General features: G+C 72.6%; 20 protein-coding genes. 8 read left to right on the top strand and 12 right to left on the bottom strand.

What is annotated here, in order from left to right; all coding sequences use genetic code 11:
* The first annotated feature begins 186 nt into the window (after window positions 1–186).
* From ACN27G_RS31145 to ACN27G_RS31125, 5 genes are all read left to right on the top strand, one after another.
* Window positions 187–867, top strand: coding sequence for a protein jag (locus ACN27G_RS31145; protein WP_421496247.1), 681 nt, complete (start codon window positions 187–189; stop codon window positions 865–867).
* Window positions 868–874: 7 nt separating this feature from the next.
* Window positions 875–1,774 carry a 16S rRNA (guanine(527)-N(7))-methyltransferase RsmG gene (locus ACN27G_RS31140; RefSeq protein WP_421496246.1) on the top strand — a complete coding sequence of 300 codons (900 nt, stop codon included), beginning with the start codon at window positions 875–877 and terminating at the stop codon, window positions 1,772–1,774.
* Between the two features lie 837 nt (window positions 1,775–2,611).
* Entirely contained in the window at window positions 2,612–3,700 is a 1,089-nt protein-coding gene (locus ACN27G_RS31135) for an AAA family ATPase (RefSeq protein ID WP_421496245.1), read from the top strand.
* Window positions 3,701–3,727: 27 nt separating this feature from the next.
* Complete coding sequence (locus ACN27G_RS31130) at window positions 3,728–4,765, top strand: ParB/RepB/Spo0J family partition protein (protein WP_421496244.1); 1,038 nt, start codon at window positions 3,728–3,730, stop codon at window positions 4,763–4,765.
* A gap of 1,092 nt (window positions 4,766–5,857) precedes the next feature.
* Window positions 5,858–6,721: a hypothetical protein gene (locus ACN27G_RS31125; protein ID WP_421496243.1), complete on the top strand. Its 864-nt coding sequence runs from the start codon at window positions 5,858–5,860 to the stop codon at window positions 6,719–6,721.
* Between the two features lie 252 nt (window positions 6,722–6,973).
* Here the strand turns inward: ACN27G_RS31125 and ACN27G_RS31120 are convergent, their stop codons facing one another.
* Entirely contained in the window at window positions 6,974–8,002 is a 1,029-nt protein-coding gene (locus ACN27G_RS31120; RefSeq protein WP_421496242.1) for a D-alanine--D-alanine ligase family protein, read from the bottom strand.
* A gap of 8 nt (window positions 8,003–8,010) precedes the next feature.
* Window positions 8,011–9,327 carry a PLP-dependent aminotransferase family protein gene (locus tag ACN27G_RS31115; RefSeq protein WP_421496241.1) on the bottom strand — a complete coding sequence of 439 codons (1,317 nt, stop codon included), beginning with the start codon at window positions 9,325–9,327 and terminating at the stop codon, window positions 8,011–8,013.
* A 305-nt stretch (window positions 9,328–9,632) separates the two neighbouring features.
* On the opposite strand from ACN27G_RS31115, the gene ACN27G_RS31110 reads away from it, so the two are divergent.
* On the top strand, window positions 9,633–10,292 hold the full coding sequence (locus ACN27G_RS31110) for a GNAT family N-acetyltransferase (protein WP_421496240.1): 660 nt from the start codon (window positions 9,633–9,635) through the stop codon (window positions 10,290–10,292).
* A gap of 126 nt (window positions 10,293–10,418) precedes the next feature.
* Here ACN27G_RS31110 and ACN27G_RS31105 read toward each other — a convergent pair whose 3' ends face one another.
* The 7 genes from ACN27G_RS31105 to murJ all read right to left on the bottom strand — a co-directional run bounded on the left by ACN27G_RS31105 (window position 10,419) and on the right by murJ (window position 19,520).
* Entirely contained in the window at window positions 10,419–11,585 is a 1,167-nt protein-coding gene (locus ACN27G_RS31105) for an N-acetylmuramoyl-L-alanine amidase (RefSeq protein ID WP_421496239.1), read from the bottom strand.
* Window positions 11,586–11,978: 393 nt separating this feature from the next.
* Window positions 11,979–12,302 carry a thioredoxin gene (trxA, locus tag ACN27G_RS31100; RefSeq protein WP_421496238.1) on the bottom strand — a complete coding sequence of 108 codons (324 nt, stop codon included), beginning with the start codon at window positions 12,300–12,302 and terminating at the stop codon, window positions 11,979–11,981.
* A 38-nt stretch (window positions 12,303–12,340) separates the two neighbouring features.
* Window positions 12,341–13,297, bottom strand: a complete 957-nt coding sequence (gene trxB / locus ACN27G_RS31095; RefSeq protein WP_421496237.1) for a thioredoxin-disulfide reductase — start codon at window positions 13,295–13,297, stop codon at window positions 12,341–12,343.
* A gap of 183 nt (window positions 13,298–13,480) precedes the next feature.
* Window positions 13,481–14,605: a hypothetical protein gene (locus ACN27G_RS31090; protein WP_421496236.1), complete on the bottom strand. Its 1,125-nt coding sequence runs from the start codon at window positions 14,603–14,605 to the stop codon at window positions 13,481–13,483.
* The gene (gene sigM, locus ACN27G_RS31085) at window positions 14,602–15,366 is read right to left on the bottom strand and encodes an RNA polymerase sigma factor SigM (RefSeq protein ID WP_421497526.1); all 765 of its coding nucleotides are present in this window, start codon (window positions 15,364–15,366) and stop codon (window positions 14,602–14,604) included. Before sigM ends, ACN27G_RS31090 begins: the two co-directional genes overlap by 4 nt.
* Window positions 15,367–15,583: 217 nt before the next feature.
* Entirely contained in the window at window positions 15,584–17,206 is a 1,623-nt protein-coding gene (locus tag ACN27G_RS31080) for a protein kinase family protein (protein ID WP_421496235.1), read from the bottom strand.
* Between the two features lie 595 nt (window positions 17,207–17,801).
* On the bottom strand, window positions 17,802–19,520 hold the full coding sequence (murJ, locus tag ACN27G_RS31075) for a murein biosynthesis integral membrane protein MurJ (protein ID WP_421496234.1): 1,719 nt from the start codon (window positions 19,518–19,520) through the stop codon (window positions 17,802–17,804).
* A 157-nt stretch (window positions 19,521–19,677) separates the two neighbouring features.
* On the opposite strand from murJ, the gene ACN27G_RS31070 reads away from it, so the two are divergent.
* On the top strand, window positions 19,678–21,156 hold the full coding sequence (locus tag ACN27G_RS31070) for a CCA tRNA nucleotidyltransferase (protein ID WP_421496233.1): 1,479 nt from the start codon (window positions 19,678–19,680) through the stop codon (window positions 21,154–21,156).
* 42 nt (window positions 21,157–21,198) lie between these two features.
* On the opposite strand, the gene ACN27G_RS31065 is transcribed toward ACN27G_RS31070, so the two are convergent.
* Entirely contained in the window at window positions 21,199–21,939 is a 741-nt protein-coding gene (locus ACN27G_RS31065) for an NIPSNAP family protein (protein ID WP_421496232.1), read from the bottom strand.
* On the bottom strand, window positions 21,936–22,403 hold the full coding sequence (locus tag ACN27G_RS31060; RefSeq protein ID WP_421496231.1) for an Rrf2 family transcriptional regulator: 468 nt from the start codon (window positions 22,401–22,403) through the stop codon (window positions 21,936–21,938). The genes ACN27G_RS31065 and ACN27G_RS31060 overlap by 4 nt, the downstream gene beginning before the upstream one ends.
* 118 nt (window positions 22,404–22,521) lie before the next feature.
* Between ACN27G_RS31060 and ACN27G_RS31055 the strand changes: the two genes are divergently transcribed.
* Window positions 22,522–23,133: a hypothetical protein gene (locus ACN27G_RS31055; RefSeq protein ID WP_421496230.1), complete on the top strand. Its 612-nt coding sequence runs from the start codon at window positions 22,522–22,524 to the stop codon at window positions 23,131–23,133.
* Window positions 23,134–23,227: 94 nt separating this feature from the next.
* Here ACN27G_RS31055 and ACN27G_RS31050 read toward each other — a convergent pair whose 3' ends face one another.
* Window positions 23,228–24,757 carry a flotillin family protein gene (locus ACN27G_RS31050; RefSeq protein ID WP_421496229.1) on the bottom strand — a complete coding sequence of 510 codons (1,530 nt, stop codon included), beginning with the start codon at window positions 24,755–24,757 and terminating at the stop codon, window positions 23,228–23,230.
* Between the last annotated feature and the right edge of the window lie 103 nt (window positions 24,758–24,860).

Here is a 24,860-nt window from a genome sequence, read left to right as displayed (position 1 = left end):
GGTCGGTGACCCGGTAGGACTTCGGCCCGTGCTGCCACCACCAGCGTCGGCGCCGGACCGGAGTCCGCCGCGCCCCGTGACGACGGGCATCGTTGCCCGCGCAGACGTGCCCGTGGCACTCGGCGATCTCCCGCCGGGCCCGGGAAACCAGCGGGACCGTTACGGTCCGGCCGAGAGAGTACGGAGATGAGACCCGTGACCGACACCAGTATCCCGCGTGCCGAGCAGCCGATCGGCGACACCGAACCGGACCTGCCGGCGGGCTCGTCCGCGGAAGCCGAAACCACCGAGGCCGCTGCGGTTGCCGGACAGAGCGCGGACGCCGGTCTGGACCAGGAGGACGACGCGGACGGCGACGAGGCCGGCCAGTCCGGCAACGGCGGCAGGCCGGCCGGGGCGACCAGCGACGAGGACCTGTTCCGGCAGAGTGAGATCGCTGCGGACTACGTCGAAGGACTGCTGGACATCCTCGACTACGACGGCGACATCGACGAGCTGGTCTCCAGCGGGCGGCCGGTGGTCGAGGTGGTCGGCGGGCGGTTGCAGGCACTGGTCGGGCAGCGCGGTGCCACGCTGGAGGCGCTGCAGGAGCTGACCCGGCTCGCCGTGTTCCGGCAGACCGGCTCGCCGAGCCGGCTGCTGCTGGACGTCGGCGGCTACCGGGCGAACCGGCGCAAGGAGCTTTCCGCCGTGGCGAAGAACGCCGTGGAGAAGGTCAAGCAGCACGGCGACGCGGTCCGACTGGAGCCGATGTCGGCCTTCGAGCGCAAGTGCGTGCACGACGTGGTCAACGCGATCAGCGGGGTGGAGAGCGAGTCGGAGGGCGTCGAGCCGAACCGCCGGATCGTCGTACGGCCGGTCGACTGAGCGGTCGATGACGCCTCGATCCGATCCCGGCCCGGGTGGTGCCCCACCGCCCGGGCCGTTGCCTGGGCGGGCCGGTACGGGCCCGGACCCCGTCGATCCTCCGCCCGTACCGCTGCCGGACGACCTCGTCGCCCCGGCCCGTACCCTCTTCGCCGACCGGCTTCCGCTCGCGGCCGCGTACGCCGAACTGCTCGCCGGCCCCGGGGTGGTACGCGGCTTGATCGGCCCCCGGGAGACGACCCGGATCTGGGATCGGCACCTGCTCAACTGCGCCGCGATGGCGGAGTTCGTCCCGGCCGGCTCCTCGGTCGTGGACGTCGGCTCCGGCGCCGGGCTGCCCGGGATCGTCCTGGCGATCGCCCGACCGGACCTGGCGGTCACGCTGGTGGAGCCGCTCGCCCGCCGGTCCACCTTCCTGGCCGAGGCGGTCAGCGCGCTCGATCTCGGGGAGACGGTCACCGTGGTACGGGCGCGCGCCGAGGAGCTGACCGCCGCCCGGCGCGCCCGGCGCGGCGCGCGTCGGGCCGGCAGGGGCGGCCGGTCCACCGACGCGTCTCCGCACCGACCGGGCGGACCGGTGGAACTGGCCGACCTTCCGGACGACCTTCAGGTGCCCGCCGACGTCGTGACGGCGCGGGCCGTGGCGCCGCTCGACCGGCTCGCCGGCTGGTGCCTGCCGCTCGCCGTGCCCGGCGGGCGGCTGCTGGCGCTCAAGGGAGCCAGCGCCGCCGAGGAGGTGGCGCGGCATGCCGAGGCGGTACGCCGACTCGGCGGCTCGCCGCCGGCCGTCCGGCTGGCCGGTGTCGGGCTGGTCGACCCGCCGGCGACCGTGGTCGAGGTGGTACGGGAGCGCACCCGTCCTCCGGCCGCCACGCCGCCGCGCGCGGCGGGCGGCCGACGCGGCTAGCCTTCCCGCCGTCGCCCCGCGCGCAGTCCCGCCTTCCGGGTGCCGCCCCGATCCGACCCGGGGTACGCTCCCGTTCGGTTTCGTCCAGCCACCGGTCCGGGCTGCCGGGCACCCCGACGAGGGCACAATTTCTTGCCGGCCGGAAAATCCCTGAATCTGCTGACCAGACGCGGTTTCTGTGTCGCGTTTCGACTCGGCACGGTTTTCAACCTGCGGACAGCCGTGGCCCTGGTTGCCCAGCGGCCGTAGGCTGACCGCGCGTCGATAGTGTAGACCGGGCAGCCGGTGGCACCCTCAGGCTTCCGCTGCTTCTCGCCGGACCGCACACACTACGCCCTGAAGCGCGGGCATGGGCGCTGATCGGGGCCGACACCATCCGAAGTTGGCAGGGATGACACGGTGCATGACAACGGTAGGTACGACGATCCAGGAATGACGGACCCCGGGGGCTATCACTCCGCCGGCGCTGATGTTTCACGTGAAACCGAATACGAGGGCTGGTCCGCCAGTGGTCGGGCTCGGCCGCCGGGCCAAGCCGATGAGCCCGACGGCCAACCGGCCGGCTACGACCCGACCCCGTCGCGCGCTCCGAGCCGCGGCACGGCCAGGGTCACGCCACCGTCCGGGGCACCGGAGCACGGTGGGCCGGGCTACCGCCAGACGGGCTCTCCGTTCGCTCCGGACGCAGCGGCACACGGGCCGGCCGAGGAGCTCCCCCGGCAGTCGAGGCGCGATCCGGGGCCGGAGCAGTCCGAGGGCGGTCCGGACCACCGGAGGCCCACCGGCCGGGCCACCACGCCGACGTTCACGGCACCGGCCGACGAACCGGTGCCGCCGGTGGCCCGGCGTGGTGGCGGTCAGGCTGCACCGGTCGTTTCGGCCGCGCCGCAGCCGCCGGCGCGAATGGAGGTGGCCCAGCCGGATGATCGCGGAGGCGCCGAGTCTCGGTCCGAGCCGCCGCCCGACACGCCGCACGCGACGGCGGAACCCTTCCCCGAGGACGCCGAGTCCGACGCGTACGTTTCACGTGAAACACCGACGCGCGAACAGGACGACCCCCCGTTGGCAATGGAGGCAATGCGCGCTGTGCAAATCCTGAACCCGAGCGGCGAGGTGACGATGCCGCGTCCGGACCGGCCACGGATCATGTGTGTCGCGAACCAGAAGGGGGGCGTCGGCAAGACCACCACCACGGTCAACCTGGCGGTGGCCCTGGCGCTGCACGGCAACCGTGTCCTCGTCGTGGACCTCGACCCACAGGGGAACGCCTCGACCGGGCTCAACGTGCCCCACCACGCCGGCGTACCGGACGTCTACGACTGCCTGATCGACAACGTCCCGCTGGCCGAGGTGGCGCAGGCGGTCGAGGGCATCCCGGACCTGTGGTGCGTCCCGGCGACCATCGACCTGGCGGGCGCCGAGATCGAACTCGTCTCGGTGGTGGCCCGTGAGTCGCGCCTGGCGAGGGCCATCGCCGGGCATCCGGCCGAGTTCGACTACGTCTTCATCGACTGCCCGCCCTCCCTCGGCCTGCTCACGGTCAACGCGCTGGTCGCCGCCCAGGAGGTGCTGATCCCGATCCAGTGTGAGTACTACGCACTGGAGGGTCTCAACCAGCTGATCAACAACATCAACCTGGTACGGCAGCACCTGAACCCGACCCTTGAGGTCTCGACAATCCTGCTCACCATGTACGACCGGCGGACCCGGTTGGCGGACGCCGTCGAGCAGGACGTCCGGAACCACTTCGGCGACAAGGTGCTGCAGGCGGTGATCCCGCGCAACGTGCGGGTGTCGGAGGCTCCGAGCTACGGCCAGTCCGTGATGACTTACGATCCCGGTTCGCGGGGTGCCACGAGCTACTTCGAGGCGGCCCAGGAAATTGCGATGCGCGGGGTCAAAGAGTCTGTTGGCCGCAATGCATAGCTCGGTTGATGCGTCGGGAGGCGTGACATGAAGAACCGTCCGCGGGGCGGGCTGGGTCGAGGTCTGGGCGCGCTGATTCCCACCGGACCGGAGTCGGCCGCCGGAGTGGCGACGGCGGAGCCGCCGGCCACCAGGCCGGAGGCCGGGGCTGCCGCGTCCGGCGCAGCCTCCTGGTCCGCCCCGGTGCCGGTGCCCGCCGTTCCGGAGGAGCCGGAGGAGCCGGAGCTGGCACCGGTGCCCGGTGCCCGGTTCGCCGAGATCCCGCTCGACGCGATCGTGCCCAACCCGAAGCAGCCACGCCAGGTCTTCGACGAGGAGGCCCTGGAGGAACTCAAGCTCTCGATCCAGGAGGTCGGCTTCCTCCAACCGATCGTGGTGCGCCAGCTTGCCGACGAGCGGTTCGAACTCGTGATGGGCGAACGGCGCTGGCGCGCGGCACAGGCGGTCGGCCGGGAGTCGATCCCGGCGATCGTCCGGGACACCCGGGACGACGCGATGCTCCGGGACGCGCTGCTGGAGAACATCCACCGGGCCAACCTCAACCCTCTGGAAGAGGCGGCGGCCTATCAGCAACTGCTGGAGGAGTTCGGCGCGACGCACGAGGAGCTGGCTCGGCGGATCGGCCGCAGCCGGCCACAGATCTCGAACACCATCCGGCTGCTGAACCTGCCGGCAGAGGTGCAGAAGCGGGTGGCAGCCGGGGTGCTGTCGGCGGGACATGCTCGGGCGCTGCTCAGTCTCGACAGTCTGGCCGCGCAGGAGGAGTTGGCCCGTCGGATCGTGGCCGAAGGGCTCTCCGTACGAGCCACCGAGGAGGTCGTCAAACTCGCCGAGTCGTCGCCCAGCCGCCCCAATCCGGCGAAGCGGCGCCCCAAGGTACACGCTCCGGGGCTGAACGATCTGGCGGACCGGCTCTCGGACCGGTTCGACACCCGGGTCAAGGTCGACATCGGTCGCAGCAAGGGGAAGATCACGATCGAGTTCGCCACCGTGGACGACCTCGAACGGATCGTCGGCCTGATCGGGATGACGGGTACCGAGGCGGAGGCCGACGGGTCGACCTGATCGTCGCGGCCGGACCGCTTCCGCGCGATACGTGGCGGAAGGCGATTCGGACAGCACCACCAATGGCCACGGCCCGGGACTGCCGGGACCCGTGGCCATTGCCGTTCCGCAGCTGCGAGGCGACCGTGGCGTGGTTTCACGTGAAACGGCGACATGCGGTTGGCGGGGTGGGTGGCCCGTCCGCGCGCCACCACCAGCCGGCCGGACCGAGGCGGGGGCGCATCCGGGCGACAAGCGCCGGGCGGTGAAGGCACGGCGGTGAAGGCACGGCGGTGAAAGCACGGCGGTGAAAGCACGGCGGTGAAAGCACGGCGGTGAAAGCACGGCGGTGAAAGCCGGTGAAGTTGGGGCGCCAGTGTCCTGCCCGGCCGGCGGTCGCACTCGAAGCAGCGGTTGGGCTGAGAAGCAGCGGCTGGGCCGACGCACCCGGCCGCGCCTGGGGCACGTGGTCGGGCCCAGGGCACCCGGGTGGACGCGGTTCGATCGCAGCCGGGCCCGTCTCGGTCGGAGGCGTTCAGCAGCATTCCGCCCGGTGCTCGATCCCGGGGGCGGCCGGCCGCCCCCACCACCCCAGGAACGTCGTGGGCGGTCGGCATGCTCTCGCGGCGGGCGGCGCCGTCCGGTCCGCGGCCGACGGACCGGACCAGCCAGCACTCCCCCTGTCCGGCAGGTCCGGGCTCCGACGAGGCTGTCCCACCGCCGGACCCCAGCCCAGGAGAAGGACATGGGTACAGGGGCGTAGGGACGGGGGCATGGAGATGTGGGCATGAGGGACGAGCGCTGGCAGATTGCGGCCGGCTCCGGACAACTGGGGTCTGTCCGAGCCGGGGGTTCCTGAGGCCCGGTGGCCCACCCGAGGCGCCTCCGCAGCCCGCCCGGCAACCTGGCGCGGTAATCCACAGGAGTTGTCCACAGGGCACCCCCGTTTCACGTGAAACAGCGCGTGGCGCGCGGTGTGAGCCTGTGGATGACGGAGCAGGAGCGGTCGTCGGAGGCGCCGTGGCGGGACCGGACGGCTCTGTTCCGACGGTCAGAATCGGTGGTCGAAACAGGGTAGGGACAGCGGTGCCGAACTCGGTTAGGGTCAGCCTCGTGCCCCACACCCCTCCCGCTGTACCGGACTTCACCAGGTGGCCTTCGTTCCCCTTCGAGGGCGAGTTCCGGGTCAAGCAACTCGACGAGCCCGTAGCGGTCGAACCCCCGCGCAAGGGCGAAGGTTCCAGCGAATGCCACTCCTGCAATGCTCCCGACGACGCCTACATCTGGGTCAGCGAACGCTGGCGGGTACGCGCCATGGATCGGCCGACCGGTCTGCCGATGGTGCTGATTCTCGAATCACGTTCGCATCTGGATCTGGGTGACCTACCCAACCTGCTCGCCGCCGAACTCGGCGTGATGACCGTGCGCCTCGAGCGTGCCGTACGGTCGCTCGACGGGGTGGCCAGGGTGCACGTCAACCGCTGGGGTGACGGTGCGGCCCACCTGCACCTGTGGTTCCTGGCCCGGCCGTACGGTCGGCTCCAGTTGCGCGGCACCTTCCTCTCCCTCTGGGACGACATCCTGCCCCCGATTCCGGAAGCACAGTGGCGGGAGAATCTGGCCATGGTGGCAGCCTGGCTCGCCGAGTTCGGCGGACGCCCGCTCGCGGAACCACCTCGCATCCAATGGCAGGCGCCGTCGAGCCTGGCCCAGCAGATCGATGCGGAACCGCCCGTGGGTGTCCCGGACGACGGTCCGACCGTCGCGCCGGTGGAGGCGGCCCTCGACGCCCCAGCTCCCCGGCCCGTGTCGACGGCTCCGCGGGAAACGGTGACGGAGAAGACGGCGGGGGAGGAGACGGCGGGGGAGGAGACGGAGACGGCGACCGGGGCGACGGCGACCGGGGCGACGGTGCAGAGCAGCCGCCCAGCTGCCGGCCCGGAGGCGCCCGAGGATCCGGCCATCCGGACCCACTAGACCGGGGCGCGGCCACCCGAAGGTCGAATCTCGCATCGTGACCCGACACCCGTAACAGCGCACGGATGGCAACCTGAACCGCAGCGGCCCGACCGGACCTGAGACGACCGGTCGGGCCGGGAAGACGACCGGTCGGGCCGGGAAGACGAACGGGCGGGCGGGGAGATGCGGTCCCCCGGACCGCGTGGTCCGGCAGCCACCTCGGGAGGCCGAAGGCCGGCGGGATGACCCGCTACCGGCCGGGCCGGCCGGTCACGGGCGGCCGGGATCTCGCCGCCGGGAGGCGCGGGTGACCAGAGTACGGAGCAGCTTGCCGAAGTCGAGACCGGCGGCCGTGACGGCAAGCGGCAGCAGCGAGGTTTCGGTCATCCCCGGCGAGACGTTGACCTCCAGCACGTGCGGCCGGTCGGTGTCGTCGACGATCAGATCCACCCGGGACAGGTCCCGGAGGCCGAGCGCGGAGTGGGCCGCGAGGGCGGTCTCCGCCACCCGGGCCGCCGCGGCCTCCGACAGCCGGGCCGGGGCGTGCCAGGTGGTGAGTCCGGCGGTGTAGCGGGCGGCGTAGTCGTAGACGCCGTTGCGCGGAACGATCTCGACGGCGGGCAGGGCCTGCGGACCGTCGCCCAGGTCGACGACAGAGACCGCCACGTCCATCCCGGACACGTGGCGCTCGACGAGGGCCGTCGAGTCGTACGCGAAGCAGCCGACCATGGCCGCCGGCAGCGCCGCCGGGTCCCGGACCACCGCGGCGCCGAGGCCCGACCCGCCCTGGGCCGGCTTGATCATGAGTGGCAGGCCGAGCCGCTCCACGATCCGCTCCAGTACCGCCACGGCGCCGAGTTCGGAGAAGCGGTCGTGCGGCAGCGCCACCCAGTCCGGGGTGGGGATGCCGCTCTCCCGGAGCACCGCCTTGGCGGACGGTTTGTCCCAGGCGAGCCGGGACGACCGGGCGTCGCAGCCGACGTACGGCACGTCGCAGATGTCGAGCACGCCGCGCAGCGAGCCGTCCTCGCCGGTCGAGCCGTGCAGGGCGATCACCACCGCGTCCGGGGGGTCGTCCCGGAGCAGCGGGAGCAGGGATACGTCCGCGTCCCGGAGCTCCGCTTCCACCCCGGCCGACCGGAGGGCGTCGAGCACCCGGCGGCCGGACTTGAGCGACACGTCCCGCTCGTACGACAGGCCACCGGCGAGCACCAGCACGCGCAGCTCCGTCGTGAGCTCTGGCACGAGCTCCGGCCACTCGGCGGCGTGCAGGGGATCGTCGGCTGAGTGCGTACCCATGCCGGAGATCATGCCAAGTCGGGACCTGGCACGTCCGCGCCGGCCTGCCCCCGCCGGCTGCGGGACGGTGCCGCCACCGTGCCGAAGACCTCGCGCATCGCGGCCTCCTGCTCCATCACGGTGGCCAACCGGCGCACGCCCTCACGGATCCGCTCCGGCGGCGGGAACGAGAAGTTGAGCCGCATGTGCCCGGCGCCGGTGCCGTCGGCGAAGAAGCCGGTGCCGGGGACGTAGGCGACCCGGGCGGCGATGGCCCGGGGCACCATCGCCTTGGCGTCCAGGCCGTCGGGAAGGGTCGCCCAGACGAAGAGACCGCCACCGGGCTCGGTCCAGCTCGTGCCGGCCGGCATGTAGTCGGCGAGCGCGTCGAGCAGGGCGTCCCGGCGCTCCCGGTAGACCTCACGGTAGATCTTGAGCTGTTGCCGCCACGGCATGGTGGCGAGGTAGGTGGTGACGGCAGCCTGGGCGAAGGCGCTGGGGCAGAGGATCTGCGCCTCGCTGGCGATGACCAGCTTGTCGCGCACGGCGTGCGGGGCCAGGATCCAGCCCACCCGCAGCCCGGGCGCGAAGGTCTTGGAGAAGGTGCTCAGGTAGAAGACGCCGTCGCGGCGGCGGGCCCGCAGCGGCCGTGGCGCCTCGCGGTCGAAGCCGAGCTGGCCGTACGGGTCGTCCTCCACCACCAGCAGGCCGGCCCGCTCGCAGATGTCGAGCACCCGCTCCCGCCGCTCCTCGGTGAGCGTCACGCCGGCCGGGTTCTGGAACGTCGGGATCGTGTAGAGGAACTTGGCCCGCCGCCCCGAGCGGGCGACCTCGGCGATGGCCAGCTCCAGCGCCTCGGGGATCAGCCCGTCCGCGTCCATCGGCACGTGCACCACCTGGGCCTGTGCGCTCTGGAAGACGCCGAGCGCACCGACGTAGGTCGGTCCCTCGGCGAGCACGACGTCGCCCGGGTCGAGGAAGAGGCGGGCGATCAGGTCGAGCGCCTGCTGGCCGCCGACGGTCACCACCACGTCCTCCGGGGAGGCGCCGCAGCCGACGTCGATCCCGGAGAGCGCCATCACCTCGCAGATCCGCTCCCGAAGCTCGAGCGTGCCCTGGCCGATGCCGTACTGCAGGGTGCTGGTGCCCTGGTCGGCGGCGAGCTGGTTGAGCATCTCGCCGACCGCGTCGAGTGGCAACGCGGCGATGTAGGGGGCACCGCCGGCCAGCGAGACGACCTCCGGACGGCTGGCGACGGCGAACAGCGCGCGGATCTCCGACGCGGTCATTCCCCGTACGCGCCGGGCGTACCGGTCCGTGTAGTCGTCGAGCGTGGTGCCGGTCATCAGGCTGCCTCCTCGCTGCGCTCCTGGTGCGGTGTCGGGAGTCGGCCGGCAACTCCGCCGGTCGGCGCTCGTCGATCGATCCTAGTCCGGTTCACCCGACCTCGGCCCTCGGACCAGCGGTTGGTCCACATGGCGGACCGGCCGACCCGGCCGGCCAACGGCTGACCGGGCGGAACGGTGCGTAGTCGACCGGTCCTCTCCCCACCGGGGATGTTCCGGCGTACGATCACTCGTTGGGGGTAGGGGCCGGAGATGGCGACATTTGCCGTCTTGGGCCTCCAAGGATGATTTGTGGGGATGCGCCGATGTCGCGACGTCTGGTCAGTCTGACCCTCGACACTCTGGAAGACCTGCCTCGGCCGTGTCGCCAGTGCGTCTACTGGGAGCTGGATCCGGTGGCGGCCGGACGCGCACGCGAGGCGGGCGACCCGGGCCTGGAGAAGGAGGCATGGGTCTCCCAGACGCTGCTGGAGTGGGGCTCCTGCGGAAAGCTGGCATACGTGGACGGTATGCCCGCGGGATTCGTGATGTATGCCCCGCCCGCCTACGTTCCCCGGTCGATGGCGTTTCCGACCTCCCCGGTCTCGGCGGACGCCGCGCTGCTGACCACCGCGCACATCGTCACCGCCTTCGCCGGTGGCGGGCTGGGCCGGATGCTGGTCCAGGGGGTGGCACGCGACCTGACGAAGCGCGGGATCAAGGCGATCGAGGCGTTCGGCGACGCGAAGTTCGGCGATGCGGGCGAGGGCGCCGGTGGCTGCGTCGCCCCGGCCGACTACTTCCTCTCCGTCGGCTTCAAGACGGTACGACCCCATCCGCGCTTCCCCCGCCTGCGGCTGGAGTTGCGCACCGCGATGTCCTGGAAGTCCGACGTCGAGTACGCGTTGGAGAAGCTGCTCGGCTCGATGAGCCCGGAAGGGCTGCTCCGCCCGGTCCGTCCGGCCACCCGCTCGGCCGTCGGCTGAGAGCCGGCGCGGGCAGCGGCTGGGAGCCGGCGCGGGCAGCGGCTGGGAGCCGGCGCGGGCAGCGGCTGGGAGCCGGCGCGGGCAGCGGCTGGGAGCCGGCGCGGGCAGCGGCTGGGAGCCGGCGCCTCAGTCGAGGGCGGCGCCCGCCGCCACCACGGCACGCAGCTCGCTGACGTCGATCGAGCCGGTCGGCACGTCCTCCTCGACCGGGAAGTACATCCGTTGCACCGCCGCGACGACGGCGTCGACGATCCGGTCCCGGAACCGGGGATCGATCAGCCGGGCCCGGTCGGTCGGCGAGGTGAGGTAGCCGACGTCGACCCGGACCGCCGGCATCCGGGTCAGCCGGAGCAGTTCCCAGGTCTTCGCGTGGGTCTGGCAGTTGCGCAGCCCGGTCCGGACGACGATCTCCCGCTGGACGAGCCCGGCGAGCCGTTCACCCACCGTCGAGGTCACCCCGTTGGAGGTGCCGTAGTGGTAGGTGGCGACGCCGTCCGCCTCCGGGTTGGCGTGCCCGTCGATGTGCAGCGAGATGAGCAGGTCGCCGCCGAGCTCGTTGGCCAGCTCGGCCCGGTCGATGTCGGCCAGGGGCGCGGCGGGTGCCGGACCCCTGGTGAGGTGCACCCGCATGCCGGCGGCGGCGAGCCGGCCCTCCAGCCGTGCGGCGAGGTCGTAGGCGAGGTCCGCCTCGGTCCACCGCATCGCGCCGTCCTGGACCACGAAGCCCGGATCGAACGGGTCGTGACCCGGGTCGATGACGATGACCTTGCCGACCAGGTTCGGGCCCGACTGGCGGAACGCGTCGGACTCGCGCAGCAGGGTCGGCCGACCCCCGACCACCTTCCGGCCCAGCCGGCGCAGCGCGTGCATGGTCTGCGGGCCGCAGGCGCCGTCCGGGGAGAGGCCGACCTCGCGCTGGAACTGTGCGACGGCGCGGGCGGTGCGGGCCCCGTACACGCCGTCGGCGCGGCCCACGTCGTAGCCCATCTCCAGCAGGCGCTCCTGGAGGGTGCGGACGTCCTCGCCGATCAGCGGGTCGGGGATCGCCTGGTAGAGGGTGCGGGCGCCGAGGCGCCAGCGGGCGGCGTCCAGCGCGCGCCAGGTTTCCGGGCCGACCTGGCCGTCCACGCTGAGCCCTCGGTCCTGCTGGAAGGCGCGTACCGCGCGCTCGGTCTCCTCCTCGAACTCGTCGGCGCCGGGCGGGCCACCGGCGGGCAGCAGGTTCAGGCCGACCAGGACGGCTCGGATCTCGGTGACCGCACGTCCCCGGTCACCACGTCGGATCGGACGCACGGACGACCTCCCTCTGTCTGGCGGCGGCTGCTCTGCCCGATGGGCGGGCGATGCCGGAACGGCGTCGGCGACCGGTCCGGCGGCCGACGGTGTGCTGCTCCGGCGGCGGCGGAGGTTCTGCTGCTCCCGACTGCCGGTCGCACGGCCGGGGGGCGGATCCGCGTCGGGTGGCGCCGGCCCACCCTCGGCGAGAAGGAACGCTTCCGGAGCGTACCGTGACACTCCCGCGCCCGCCCGTTGTTGACCGTACGCGATCGGTCCAACCCCCTCCGGAGCTGGGGATATCTCCGTCGTGACCGCCGACGGTGGTGGGTGCCGGCACGCGGCGGCGGAAAGCCGGCGCGCCCGCTCCCCGGGGTACGAGGCGGGCGCGCCGGCATGGCGGTGCGGCGGCTACAGGGCCGTCTCGATGAGCTTGATCAGGTCGCTCTTGGGACGCGCGCCTGCGATGGACTGCACGGGCTCGCCGCCCTTGAACATCGTCAGGGTCGGCACCGACAGCACCCGGTAGGCGCGGGCCGTCTCCGGGTTGTCGTCGATGTTGAGCTTGACGATGCGGACCTTGTCCCCCATTTCGCCGGCGATCTCTTCGAGCAGGGTGTCGACCTTGCGGCACGGTCCGCACCACTCGGCCCAGAAGTCCACAAGTACCGGCGTGTCGGACTGCAGCACGTCACTGGCGAAGTTGGCGTCGGTGACGGCGTTCGTTGCTCCCACTAGTCCTCCTCGGGGGGTTGCTGTCGTGCGTCTGACAATCAGTCTTCTTCGAGCGTCGCGAGGAACCGCTCGGCGTCGAGAGCGGCGGCACAGCCGGTGCCGGCCGCGGTGATCGCCTGGCGGTACGTGTGGTCGACGAGGTCGCCGGCGGCGAACACCCCGGGGATGTTGGTCCGGGTGCTCGGTGCGTCGACCCTGACGTAGCCGCTGTCGTCCAGCTCCACCTGGCCCCGGAAGAGCTCGCTGCGCGGGTCGTGACCGATGGCCACGAAGACGCCGCTGACGTCGAGCGTCTTGGCCTCGCCGGTGTGGGCGTTGCGCAGCCGCACGCCGGAGACCTTGCCGTCGTCGCCGAGCACCTCTTCGACGACGCTGTTCCACTCGACGTGGATCTTGTCGTTGGCCAGCGCGCGGTCGGCCATGATCTTGCTGGCCCGGAACTCGTCGCGGCGGTGCACGATAGTCACCTTGCTGGCGAACTTGGTGAGGAAGGTCGCCTCCTCCATCGCCGAGTCGCCACCACCGACGACCACGATCTCCTGGCCCCGGAAGAAGAAGCCGTCACAGGTGGCACAGGACGACACCCCGTGGCCGAGGTATTCCTGCTCGCCCGGCACGCCGAGTGGCCGCCAGGCGGAACCGGTGCTCAGGATGACCGCCTTCGCCCGGTAGGCCGTCTCGCCGACGTAGACCGTGCTCGTCGCGCCGGAGGCCGGCACGCCGGTGTCGACCAGCTCGACCCGGGTCACGTCGTCGGTGACGAACTCTGCCCCGAACCGCTCGGCCTGCTTGCGCATCGAGTCCATCAGCTCCGGGCCCATGATGCCGTCCGCGAAGCCGGGGAAGTTTTCCACCTCGGTGGTCGTCATCAGGGCACCACCGGACTGCACACCCTCGATGACCAGCGGTGTGAGATTGGCGCGCGCCGCGTAGACCGCCGCGGTGTAACCGGCCGGTCCCGAGCCGATGATGATGAGGTTGCGGACCTCGTCCACTGCCGTCTCCCGATGTGTGTCTCAGCGCCGCCGGCGCCAGGCGCCGACGGCGGTCCGAGCGCCGGCCGCGTACGGCACCGGCACCTGCAAGCCAGAACGTCATCGTACGAACCGGGGATTCCCGAGCCGGTCATCCGGTGGGTCACGTCACTGCGTCGACGAAACGCGCCGATGAGGCGCTGTTCACCCTACCCGGGTCTGATAGGTGACGTCGGCACCGGCGGCCGGGGAGCCGCACTGCGGCCCGGTCACCCACGCCCAGCGGGCCCCCGAGCGATCCGTGAAGACGACGACCAGGGCGGCCCGGCCCTCGAACGTGGCGTAGTCGACCAACTCGACCGCGACCGGGCCCTGGGCGTGGGTCGCCGCGATCACGTCGAGGCACTCGGCCAGCGCGGAACGGTCACTCAGCCGTTCCAGCCCGCTCTGCGCCCGCATCGGCTGGCAGCACGCCTGGTCCGCGGCTGCCCTGTCCGGAGGGGTGGTCGTCCCGGCGGCCGGTCCGGCGCTCTCCCGCCGGGGCGGGGAGCTCGGGCTCGCCGGTGGCGGGGTGCGGCTGGCCGACGCGCCCGGAACGGCCTGCCTGGTCAGGCCCGAGACGGTGTCGGGCAGGGAGGTCGGGGTGTAGTCGGTGCCGGTGGCCAGCATCCGCTCGGCGGAGGGTTCGAGCACCACCCGGGGCGGACCGGAGCCGAAGACCTGGGGCGCGGCGGCCTCCTCGGCGGCGCCCGCCGCCGTGTCCGTCTGCGAGTTGCTCCCTTCCCCGGCGGTGACGAGACGGCCGACCGCGAACCCGCCGAAACCGGCGACGACGGTGGCGACCAGGACCGGCCCGGCCAGCCGGCGCATCCAGCGCCGCCGCCGGCCCGCTCTGCCGGAGCCGCCGCCGGCCCGCCCGGGTACGCCGGGACCGATCGGGCCGGGCCGGCCGGCCGGATGCGTCGGGCCGCTCGGCCGGTCGCCACCCGACGGCTTCCCAGCCGTGTCCGACGGCCTTCCAGCATCGTCCGACGGCTTCCCGAGGTCGTCCGGGGAGGCTGGGACGGCGGTCGGGGGCGCGTCGCCGAGTGCCGCCGTGAGCCGGTCGACCACCGCCGACGGCATCGGAGTCGGTTCCGCGGCCCAGCCGGCCAGGTCGAGGCGTACGGCGTCGACGGCGGCGGTGAGTTCCGTGTACGCCTCCGCCCAGGACCGGTCCTCGGCGATCAGGCGGGCGACCTCGTTCTCGTCCGAGGTGCCGTCGAGCGCGCCGCCGACATAGTCGGCCAGCAGGTCGAGATCGACCTCCCCGAACTGGCCCCCGGTCACGATTCCTCCTGGTCCTGGTGGTGCCGAGCCCGGCCTCGGCCCCGGGGCTCCCGATCGCCCGCTCCGAGCCGACTCGACCCTGATCGGACGCCCGGAGCTGGCCCGGGGTTCCCGCCGGTGACCGGGCGCACCTCGGCGCCGGACACGGCGCGGTCGCGATCGTCTCCGCCCGTCCTCAGGTGGCCGAGCAGCACCGCGAGCCGGGCCCGGCCCCGCGCGCACCGGCTCTTCACGGTGCCCTCGGCGACGCCGAGCAGCTCGGCCACCTCGGCGACCGGATAGCCCTGCAGATCGACGAGGACGAGGGCGGCCCGCTGCTCGATCGGAAGCTCGGCGAGTGCCTGCCGCACCACGAGGGTCGTGTCGTGGTCGGTGGTCGGGGCGGCGGGTTCGACACCGCCCTGCCAGCGCGCGGCGTCGTCCGACCGGCTGCTCTCCGGCAGCGGCACCGTGGGATGGGCCTGCCGGCGGCGGATGCGGTCGAGGCAGGCGTTGACCACGATCCGGTGCAGCCAGGTGGTGACCGCGGCCTCGCCCCGGAACCGGGCCGCCGACCGGTGTGCCGAGAGGAGGGCGTCCTGGAGGGCGTCCGCCGCCTCCTCCCGGTCGGCGACCGTACGCAGCGCCACCGCCCAGAGCCGGTCGCGGTGGCGGTGGAAGAGGGTGGCGAAGGCGTCCCGGTCGCCGTCGACGTGTGCCCGGAGCAGTTCCGCGTCGCTGCGTTCGGGATCGCCCGGCGACACCGCCCCGACCGCCGGCACCGCCCGGTCCGGTCCCGTTCGCCGCACCGTGCCGCTGCTCGCCGGGGTCGGCGGGCCGTCCGCCCGATCGTCTCCGGTCCCGGCCGCGCGGGGACGCGGGGGCGGCTCGTCGTCGGTCCGGTCGGCCGGGACGACCCGGCCGACCGCGTCGGAACCCCGCCCGCCGGTCATTGCCGCACGATAGCCGAACCGTGCACGCGACGGCACGACCGGCAGGTCACCGGCTGTGGACCGTGATCTCCTGGACGCCGATCTTGTACCTGCCGGAACCGGGCTCGGTCTCCGGCAGGTCGGTGATCCACAGCAGCAGGTACTGGTATTTCTGGCCCGGGGTGAACTGGCTGAAGGAGACGTTCGCCCCCTCGGTCTTCTCGGACGCGTTGCCGATCCGGTTGCTGTACGCCTCGATCAGATCCTTGTCGCCGCTGCCGGTCGCCGGGAAGTCCCTGGTGCCCCAGCGCAGCTCGGCGGAGACGCCGCTGTCGGAGAACTGCACCTGCACGTTGGTGACCTCCCGGGGCTCGCCCAGGTTGACGAGGATGCCCATGCCGGGTTTCTGGTTGCCGAAGTTCGACCTGCTCCGGTAGGTCTCGGTCTCCCAGCCCTCGTTCGCGTCGCCGTCGACCACCTTCTCCGCGCCGTCCAGCTCGCTCCGGGTGCCGCCCGGGTCGATCACCCGGACCTGGTCGCCCTTGAGGGCGAGCTTGCGGGGAGTGGCGGCCGGCTCGGGGTCGCCCGCGACCGCGGGCTGGCTGCTGGGCTGCGTGCTGGGTGCGGGACCGGCCTGGTCGTCGGCCGCGCCTCCGTCGCCGACCAGCGCGTTGATGCCGAGCGAGAGCCCGACCAGCGCGACCACGAGCAGGGCGGCGATCCCGATCAGCATCCTGCGGTTGCTCGGTGTCGAGGGGTCGGGACCGCTGTCGTCGCCGGAGGTGAAGCGGAGCGGGCCGCTGTCGAGGTAGTGCTCCTCGGCGGCGGCGTCGAGCCGACCCAGCTCCGCGGCGAGGACGTCCGAGGACGGCACGGCGAGCTGGGCGTCGAGCAGGTCCATGGTGAGGTCGTCGAGGTAGGCGGGGACACCGGCCCGGACCTGACGGGGGGCGGCGATCGTGCCGCTCGCGTCCCGTACCGCGTCGGGCAGCGGCGAGCGGGACCGCCGGGTGGAGCCGGCGGTCAGGGACGCCTCGGCGTGCGGCCAGTGGCCGGTCAGCGCGTAGTAGAGGATGCCGCCGACCGCCCGTACGTCGGTTTCGGGCGTGTCCGCGCCGTCGGTGCGCGCGTCGGCGAGCACCACCCGGCCGTCGTCGGCGACCATCACCGTGCCCGGGTGCAGATTGCCGTGCACCATGCCGGTGGCGTGGATGGCGGCGATCGCCCCGGAGACGGCGTGCGCGATGCTGGTGGCCCGCGCCGGGTCGAGGACGCCCTCGGCGACCAGTTCGCGCAGCGAGTGACCGTCGACCCACTCGCGGACGACGTACGCCCGGTCCTCCTCGTCGATCGCGTCGTAGACGCCGACCAGATTGGGGTGGATCACCCGGCTGGCCGCCACCGCGGCCTGGAGCATCTCCTTCGCCGAATCGCCTCCGGGATAGCGCAGCACGACGGCCACCGGGCGGCGGAGTATGACGTCGACGCCGCGCCACACCTGGCGGCCGGCGCTGTCGTCGTTGATGTGTTCGGCAAGCTCGTACCGCTCGGCCAGGACCTCACCGACGGCGGGCGCACCGAAGGTCATTACGGACGGGGTCGCCTCGTCCGCCTCCTGACCTTCGCCGACCTGGGTCACCCGTCCTCCCTCGGTGATCGTCTCGATCGATGGACCCGTGCTGCTAGGCATCTGGTTTCCCGCTCCGCCTCGAAGGAAATCGGACGGCCACCGGCACTCCCAGCCTAGGCGCTCGCCGCACCCGTCGAGAGCGACCTTACCCGGGTCTGACTGATCCCCGACACGTCAGCTTCCGGCCCGGTGCCGACCCGCTGGGCGGATCTGCCGGGTAGTGCGCTGCATCGCCCGCTCTCAGCCATGGTGATGGCCTGTGCATTTAAGCAATGTATAGGTTAATTTCACCAGTTTGCTACCGGGCCGGTGTGCCGGCCCGCGACCACCGTCCGGCACTCTTGTCGTCCGGGTCGTCGGCGGGCACCCGGCGCCTTCCCCTGTGCGCCGGAAGTATGCCCGACGCGCCGTGTCGGGAGCATCGGGGTCCTCGCGGGGAAACCGTCCCCCGACCACCCGCCGGGTTGGCGCCGTCGGGTCGTGGCCGGTCGTGACAGTTGGTCAGTCGATCCTGACGCGGCGTTGTCCACAGCCCGTGTCCAGTGGTCGGGCCGGGACGCGCCGGGTTTTCCACAGGAATGTCCCCAGCCCGCGCCACCGGGTTCGGTCCCGGGTCCGCCGGTTCGGAATGGACCGCTTCGGAATGGACCGGTACTCACCGGCCGAGCCGGCGCCGGACCAGACCGACCACGTCGGTGATCTCCCGGATCCGCAACAGCAGTGCCAGCCCGAGATAGGTGGCGCCGATCGCCGTACCGCCGATCGCCACCTCCAGGAAGCCCAACCAGCGGTTCTCCAGCGCCTCGCCGGGAAGCACGACGACCACCAGCAGGCCGATCAGGGCCGCGCCCAGGGCGGCCACCAGCACCCGACCGAAGGTGTTGAGCACCGCGCCGAGCCCGATCCGGCCGATCCGGGGGCGCAGCAGCCAGACGGAGATCACCGCCGCCGCGGCGTACGAGACCGCGTTGCCGATCATCATCCCGGCGGCGAGCACCGAGGTGGAGAAGGCGACGAAGACGAGCACCTGCACCAGGATCCGGAGCAGGACGACCGGAATGTTGATCAGGGCCGGCATCCGGGTGTCCGGCAACGCCCAGAACGCGAAGGTGAAGACCTGGCTCACCGCGAACGGGATGAGCGCGAGCGCGGCGACGAGCAGCACCGGGGAGATCGCCCCGGCGTCGCCCCGGGCCGCGCCGTAGTCGAAGAGCGTCACCGCGATCGGCTCGGCGAGTACGGCGTAGCAGACCGCGATCGGTGCGAGCACCGCCGTGACGGTCCGGACCGTACGGGACAGGTCGGCCGTCATGTCCCCGAACCGGCCGTCGGCGGCGGCGGCGCTCATCCGGGGCATCAGGGCGGTGATGATCGAGACCGAGATGATGCCGTGCGCCATCATCAGCAGCAGGAAGACGTTGTTGTAGATGGCCGGCCCGGCCGACTCGCCCTCCACCTGGTTGAGCAGGTTGAACAGGACGATCAGACCGACCGAGTTGACCGCGACGTAGCAGAACATCCAGGCGCCGAGCCGGCCCAGCTCGCGCAGGCCCAGCGCCCGGAAGTCGAACCGCCACCGCCAGCGGAAGCCCACCCGGCGCAGCGCCGGTAGCAGGCCGACGGCCTGGACCACGATCCCGAGCAGGGTCCCGCCACCGAGCAGCAGGATCCGGCCCGGACCCATCTGCGCCGGGTCGATGACCCGGGCACCGTAGATCGCGATGTAGAGGGCGCAGGCGGCGATGATGACCAGGTTGTTGAGGATCGGCGTCCACATCGGTGCCGCGAAGTGGCCACGGGTGTTGAGCACGGCGGCGACCAGGGCGCTGAGGCCGGAGAAGAAGATGATCGGCAGCAGCAGGTAGGAGAGCCTGGTGACCAGTGTCTGGTAGTCGTCGCCCCGGCCGCCCGCGTAGATCTCGGTGAGCAGCGGCGCGGCGATCATGGCGAAGACCACGGCCACCCCGAGGGCGAAGACCGCCAGGGTGAGCAGGCGCTGCGCGTACGCCTGGCCGCCGTCGCCGTCGAGCTTGCGGCGGCGTACCAGCACCGGCACGAGGACGCTGGTCAGGATGCCGCCGAGCAGGAACTCGTAGACCATCTGCGGGATGATCAACGCGGTGGCGTAGGCATCGTTGACGGCGAACGCACCGAGCGCGGCCGTCACCATCAGGGTGCGCAGGAAGCCCGCACCCCGGCTCACCAGGCTGCCGATCGCCATGATCGCGCTGTTGCCGGCGGCGCTGCCGGCGGTCTCCGGCGGCGGGTTCGTGCTCTCGATGATCGGCGCCGTCGAGATCAGCGTGGCGCCGTCCTGGGGTGGCGGGACGCCGTCGGGCATGGCGTTCGCGCTGCGGTACAGCCCGCCAGCCATGTCAGCCTCCCAGGGGGTACGACGGGCAGGGCACCCGCCGGCACTGTTGGAACCATAGTCAACCGGGTCACCGCCGACCGGTGCCGGGCGGTGCGATCGCTGGTGCCGCCCGGCCGGTGCCGGACGCTGCCGACCAGTTCAGTACGCTGGCGATCCCATGTCCGAAACATCCGCCCCGCACGACGCCCGCGTCACGCCGTCCGCCAACCGGTCGGCCCTGAGCGCTGCCCAGCGCAACGCCGTCGCGGAACTGCTCCGGGTCTCGCCGGTCGCCGACGAACTGGGTCGGCGCTTCGCCCGGGCCGGCCACGAGCTGCACCTGGTCGGCGGCTCGGTCCGGGACGCCCTGCTCGGCCGGCTCGGCGAGGATCTCGACTTCGCCACCGACGCGCATCCGGACGAGACGCTGCGGCTGCTGAAGGGGTGGGCCGAGGCGACCTGGGAGACCGGGCGCGAGTTCGGCACCATCGGCGCACAGCGGGCCGGGCTCCGACTGGAGATCACCACCTTCCGGGCCGAGTCATACGACCAGGTCAGCCGCAACCCGGTCGTCCGGTACGGCGACAATCTCGCCGACGACCTGCGGCGGCGCGACTTCACCGTCAACGCGATGGCGGTCAGCCTGCCCGGCCACGACTTCACCGACCCGTACGGCGGGCTGGCCGACCTCGCCGACCGGGTGATCCGGACCCCGGGGACCCCCGCCGAGTCGTTCGGGGACGACCCGCTGCGGATGCTCCGCGCGGCCCGGTTCGCCGCGCAACTGCGCTTCGCGGTGCATCCCGCCGTCCGGGAGGCGATGCGGGCGATGGCGGCCGACCTCGACCGGATCACCGCGGAGCGGATCCGGGACGAGTTCACCAAGCTGCTCTGCGGGGCCGACGCGGTCACCGGGCTGCGGCTGCTGGTCGACACCGGGCTCGCCGACCGGTTCCTGCCGGAACTCTCCGGGCTGAAGCTGGAGATCGACGAGCACGCGCAGCACAAGGACGTCTACGAGCACACCCTCACCGTGGTGAGCAACGCGATCCGGCTGGAGGAGGGCGGCTGCGACTTCGTACTCCGGATGGCGGCGCTGATGCACGACGTCGGCAAGCCGGCGACCAAGGCGGTCGGGCCGGACGGCCGGGTCAGCTTCCACCACCACGAGGTGGTCGGCGCCCGGATGACGAAGCAGCGGATGAAGGCGCTGCGCTATCCCAAGGACGTGACCGGCCAGGTGGTCGGGCTGGTCGGCCTGCATCTGCGGTTCTACGGGTACGGGCGCGGCGAGTGGACCGACTCCGCGGTCCGCCGGTACGTCACCGACGCCGGTGAGCTGCTGCCCCGGCTGCACAGGTTGACGCGTTCCGACTGCACCACCCGGAACCGGCGCAAGGCCGCCGCCCTGGCCGCCGACTACGACGCGCTGGAGGAGCGGATCGCGCGGATCCAGGCGGAGGAGGATCTCGCCCGGGTCCGGCCCGACCTCGACGGCAACGCCATCATGGAGCTGCTCGGTGTGCCGCCGGGGCCGATCGTCGGGCGGGCCTGGCGGCACCTGAAGGAGATCCGCCTGGAGCGCGGCCCGCTGGACCGGGCCGAGGCCGAGGCCGAGCTGCTGCGCTGGGCCCGGGGGCAGGGCGTCCTGGACTGAACCGGGTCACCCGGTCCCGGGCGGTCGACCAGGCCGCGCGGCTCAGCGCAGCGCGGAGCGGGCGGTCGGGGCCAGGCGCACCTGCCGCAGCTCCGTCACGCCGAGACCGGTGAGGCCGGGCAGCACGGTCGCCTGCCAGTGCCGGGACCGGGCCAGCCGGCGCTGGTGGTCGTGCAGGTGGTCGAGGCAGGCGAAGCGGGAGAACCAGACGAGGACGTGCTCGCCGGTCCGGACCGGGAGCGCGGGGAAGGTGTTGTCGGCGTACTCGGTCTCGAAGCGGGCCAGCGGGGCGGCGCCGCTCTCGGCGAGTGCCGGCCGGACCTCCCGGTCCAGGTACCCGGTGAGGGCGTCGTCGACCGGCGTGCTCCGGTGGCAGAGCGTCACCAGCACGACCGACGATGCGGGACGCCGGGCGGTCCCGACCGGCGGTCGCACGGCGGTGGCGGCCGGGAAGCCGTCCCGGGCACCCGTCGGCCGGAGCAGGAGGACGTCGTCGGAGTCGACCATCGTCGCGTTCGCCTGGTCCCGGTGCCGTCGCCAGACCGGACCGCCGTAGAAGCGGTGCAGCGCCTCGGCCCGGCGGGGCATGTCGGGAAATCCGCGTAACCAGACGAACCGCTCCGGGTCGTCGATGTCCAGGAACTGCCCGACGACCGCCATCCCCGCCGCCTCCTGCGGCTCGACGAACTCCCGGTCGAAGAGGTCGACAAGCGCGTCCCGGGCACCGGTGTGCAGGGTGTACTGCCGTAGTTCGACGACCGGATACCGGATGCCGTCGGTCATTCCCGCTCCGTCCGCATTATCTGGTCGAGTAGGGCGGCGATCGAGGTGCCCGCCAGTCGGCGACGGAGCACCGCCTCGACGTCGCCGTAGACGGCGTGCAGCGCCGGGCGGATGCCCCGGCCGACCGGGCACTCCGGGTTGGGCTCGCCCGGGTGCATCGCGAAGATCGGATCGTGCTCGACGGCCGTGTAGACGTCGAGCAGGGTGATCCGGTCCGCGGGGCGTGCGAGGCTCCAGCCCGCGCCCGCGCCGCGCCGCACGTCCACCAGGCCGGCCCGATGCAGCTCGCCGAGGCGACGCCGGATGACCACCGGGTTGGTCCGGACGCTCGCGGCGACCTCGTCAGAGGTGAGCACCGGCCGACCGCGCCGCTGGGCCAGGGCCAGCCACGCCAGCGCGTGCGCGCCGATGGTGAGTCTGCTGTTCGCCGACATCGTGTGGAAGGAACTCCCCGTGCTCGCCATCCGTGGATGTAACAAACTCTGTTACATCACTCCGCGGGTTGTCAAGGCACGCGCGTCCGCTGCCGGTGGCGTCCGCCGTCGATTAGCGTTCACTGTCTACCGGCGGCGGGAGGTGACCGTGACAGTCCCGGGCGGAACGGGCAGCCGTTCCTTCCTGGTGCCGATCGTGGCGTTGGGCTCGACGCTTGTCGTCCTGGTCGTGGCGATCGGGGTCGTCCTGGCGCTTCGCTCCGGTGCCGACGGCGGGCGACGCGAACCGGCCGGCGCCGGCGCGGCATCGCCGACGGCGGAGGGCACCTCGGCACCCGCCGACGCGCGGAGCTGCCTGGTGGGCCGGTGGCGGGTCAGCTCGCACACCGAGCAGGTCGACGTGCCCGGGATCGGCGAGCTGAGTTTCACCGGCGCCGGCTCGGCACTCTCGCTCGGCGCCGACGGGACCGGGACCGTCGACTACGGCACCGGCACGACCTACCGGAGCGGGTACGCGGGCCGGGACGTCGTGCTGGAGCTGCGCGGCACGGTCACCTACCGCTACCAGGTCGCCGGTGACCGGGTCGAACTGGCCGACGTACGCTCCGACGCCGAGGTGCGACTGCGGGTCGGCGACGGTACGGCCGGCCCATGGCGGCACTTCACCGCCTCGTCCGAGCCCTTCGGCTACACCTGCACCGGCACCGGGCTGACGCAGCAGACCCTGGTCTACACCACGTCCTACACCCGGTCCGGCTGACCACAACGGATCTGCCGGACCGGGGGCGGACGCGCCGACGGCCCGGCGCCGGAGCCTGCGCTCCAGGGCCGGGCCGCCGCCGTACTCCCGGTGGTCAGCTCTTCGGCTCGACCGCCTTGCCGCCGTTGGTCAGCGTGCCGTCGACGACCTGGTCGTCGCCGTTCCGGGCCGCACCGAGCCGGGCGAGCAGCCCGGTCAGGTCGACCCCGGTCAGGTCGCTGCCGAGCTGGAGCCCCTGGGCCACGTTTGCCGCCACCGACTTGGTCAGCGACGACGCGCCGTCGGTCGAGATCACCGTGATCTTGTCGATCGCGCCGACCGGAGCGCTCGCCGCCTCGACCACCTGCGGGAGCACCTTGACCAGCAGGTCGAGCACGGCCGCCTCGCCGTACGCCGCGAACGCCTCGGCCTTGCGGGACATCGCCTCCGCCTCGGCCTGGCCCCGGGCCAGGATGGCCGCGCCGTCCGCCTGGCCCTCCCGCTCGACCGCCTCGGCGATGGCGGTACGCCGGCGCTGCTCGGCCTCGCCCTCCTTGGCACCCTCGATCGCGTTCGCCTCGGCCAGTGCCGCCCGGCGGGCCCGCTCGCCCTCACCGGTCAGCCGGGACTGCTCGGCGGCGGCCTGGGCGGCGGCGATGGTGGCCTGCCGCTCGGCGTCGGCGGCGAGCACGGCCGCGTTGCGGGCCGCCTCCGCCTCCTGCTCCACCTTGTATCGTGCCGCGTCGGCCGGCTTGCGGACCTCGGTGTCGAGCTGCCGCTGCTTCAGCTCGGCGTTGCGCTCCGCGACCTTCTGCTGCTCGGTGAGGATCGCCTGGTCCCGCTCGGCCTGGGCGAGCGGACCGGCGGCGGCGGACTGGGCCTTGGCCGCGTCGATCTCGGCCTGGATGCCGGCCTGCTTCAGGGCCAGGTTCCGGTTCGCCTCGGCGATCTTCTCCTCGGCGAGCAGCCGTTCCTGCTCGGCGACCTGCCGGGCGCGCGCCTCGGCGATGGCCGCGTCCTTGAGCACCCGGGCCGCCTCCGGCCGGCCCAGGTCCTGGAGGTAGGAGCCCTCGGCCAGGATGTCCTGGAGCTGGAAGGTGTCCAGCACCAGACCCTGGTTGGTCATGGAGTGCTCGGCCTCCTCGGCGACCGCGCTGGCGAAGGCCGCCCGGTCCCGGATGACCTCCTCGACGGTGAGCCGGCCGACGATCGACCGGAGCGCACCGGCGAGCACCTCGCGGGTGAAGCTGTCGATCTCGTCCTGCTGGTGCAGGAACCGCTGTGCCGCCGCGCGGATCGCGTCCTCGGTGCCGCCGACCTTGACGATGGCGACGCCGTGCAGCTCGGTCCGGATGCCCTGCTTGCTCACCGCGCCCTTGATGCTGACGTCGATCCGCCGGCTGGACAGGTCGAGCGACTGGAGTTTCTGCACCACCGGCAGGACGAAGACCGAGGCACCGAGCACCACCTTCTGCCCGGACATGTCGGTGGAGCGGCTGCCGTCGGCGCTCTGGGTGGTCCGGCCCTTGCGGCCGGTCACGATGAATGCCTCGTTCGGCCCGGCGACCTTGATCCGGGAGAGCACGAAGAGGATGAGGATGAAGACCAGGAGCACTGCTCCGCCGATGGCGACGAGGATCAGCATGACACCGTCCATTTCGGATCGTGTTCTTGACGTGCGCGGTCGACGTGGGGGTGGTGTGTGAGGGGGTGAATACCGGCAGGGTGGGTGGCGCCCGGCCGGCGGG

Origin of the sequence: Plantactinospora sp. WMMB334, from assembly GCF_049179095.1 — a bacterium.
Classification (GTDB): Bacteria; Actinomycetota; Actinomycetes; order Mycobacteriales; family Micromonosporaceae; genus Plantactinospora.
The sequence above is the reverse complement of the archived record's forward strand: the minus strand, read 5'-3'. Positions and strand labels throughout refer to the sequence as shown.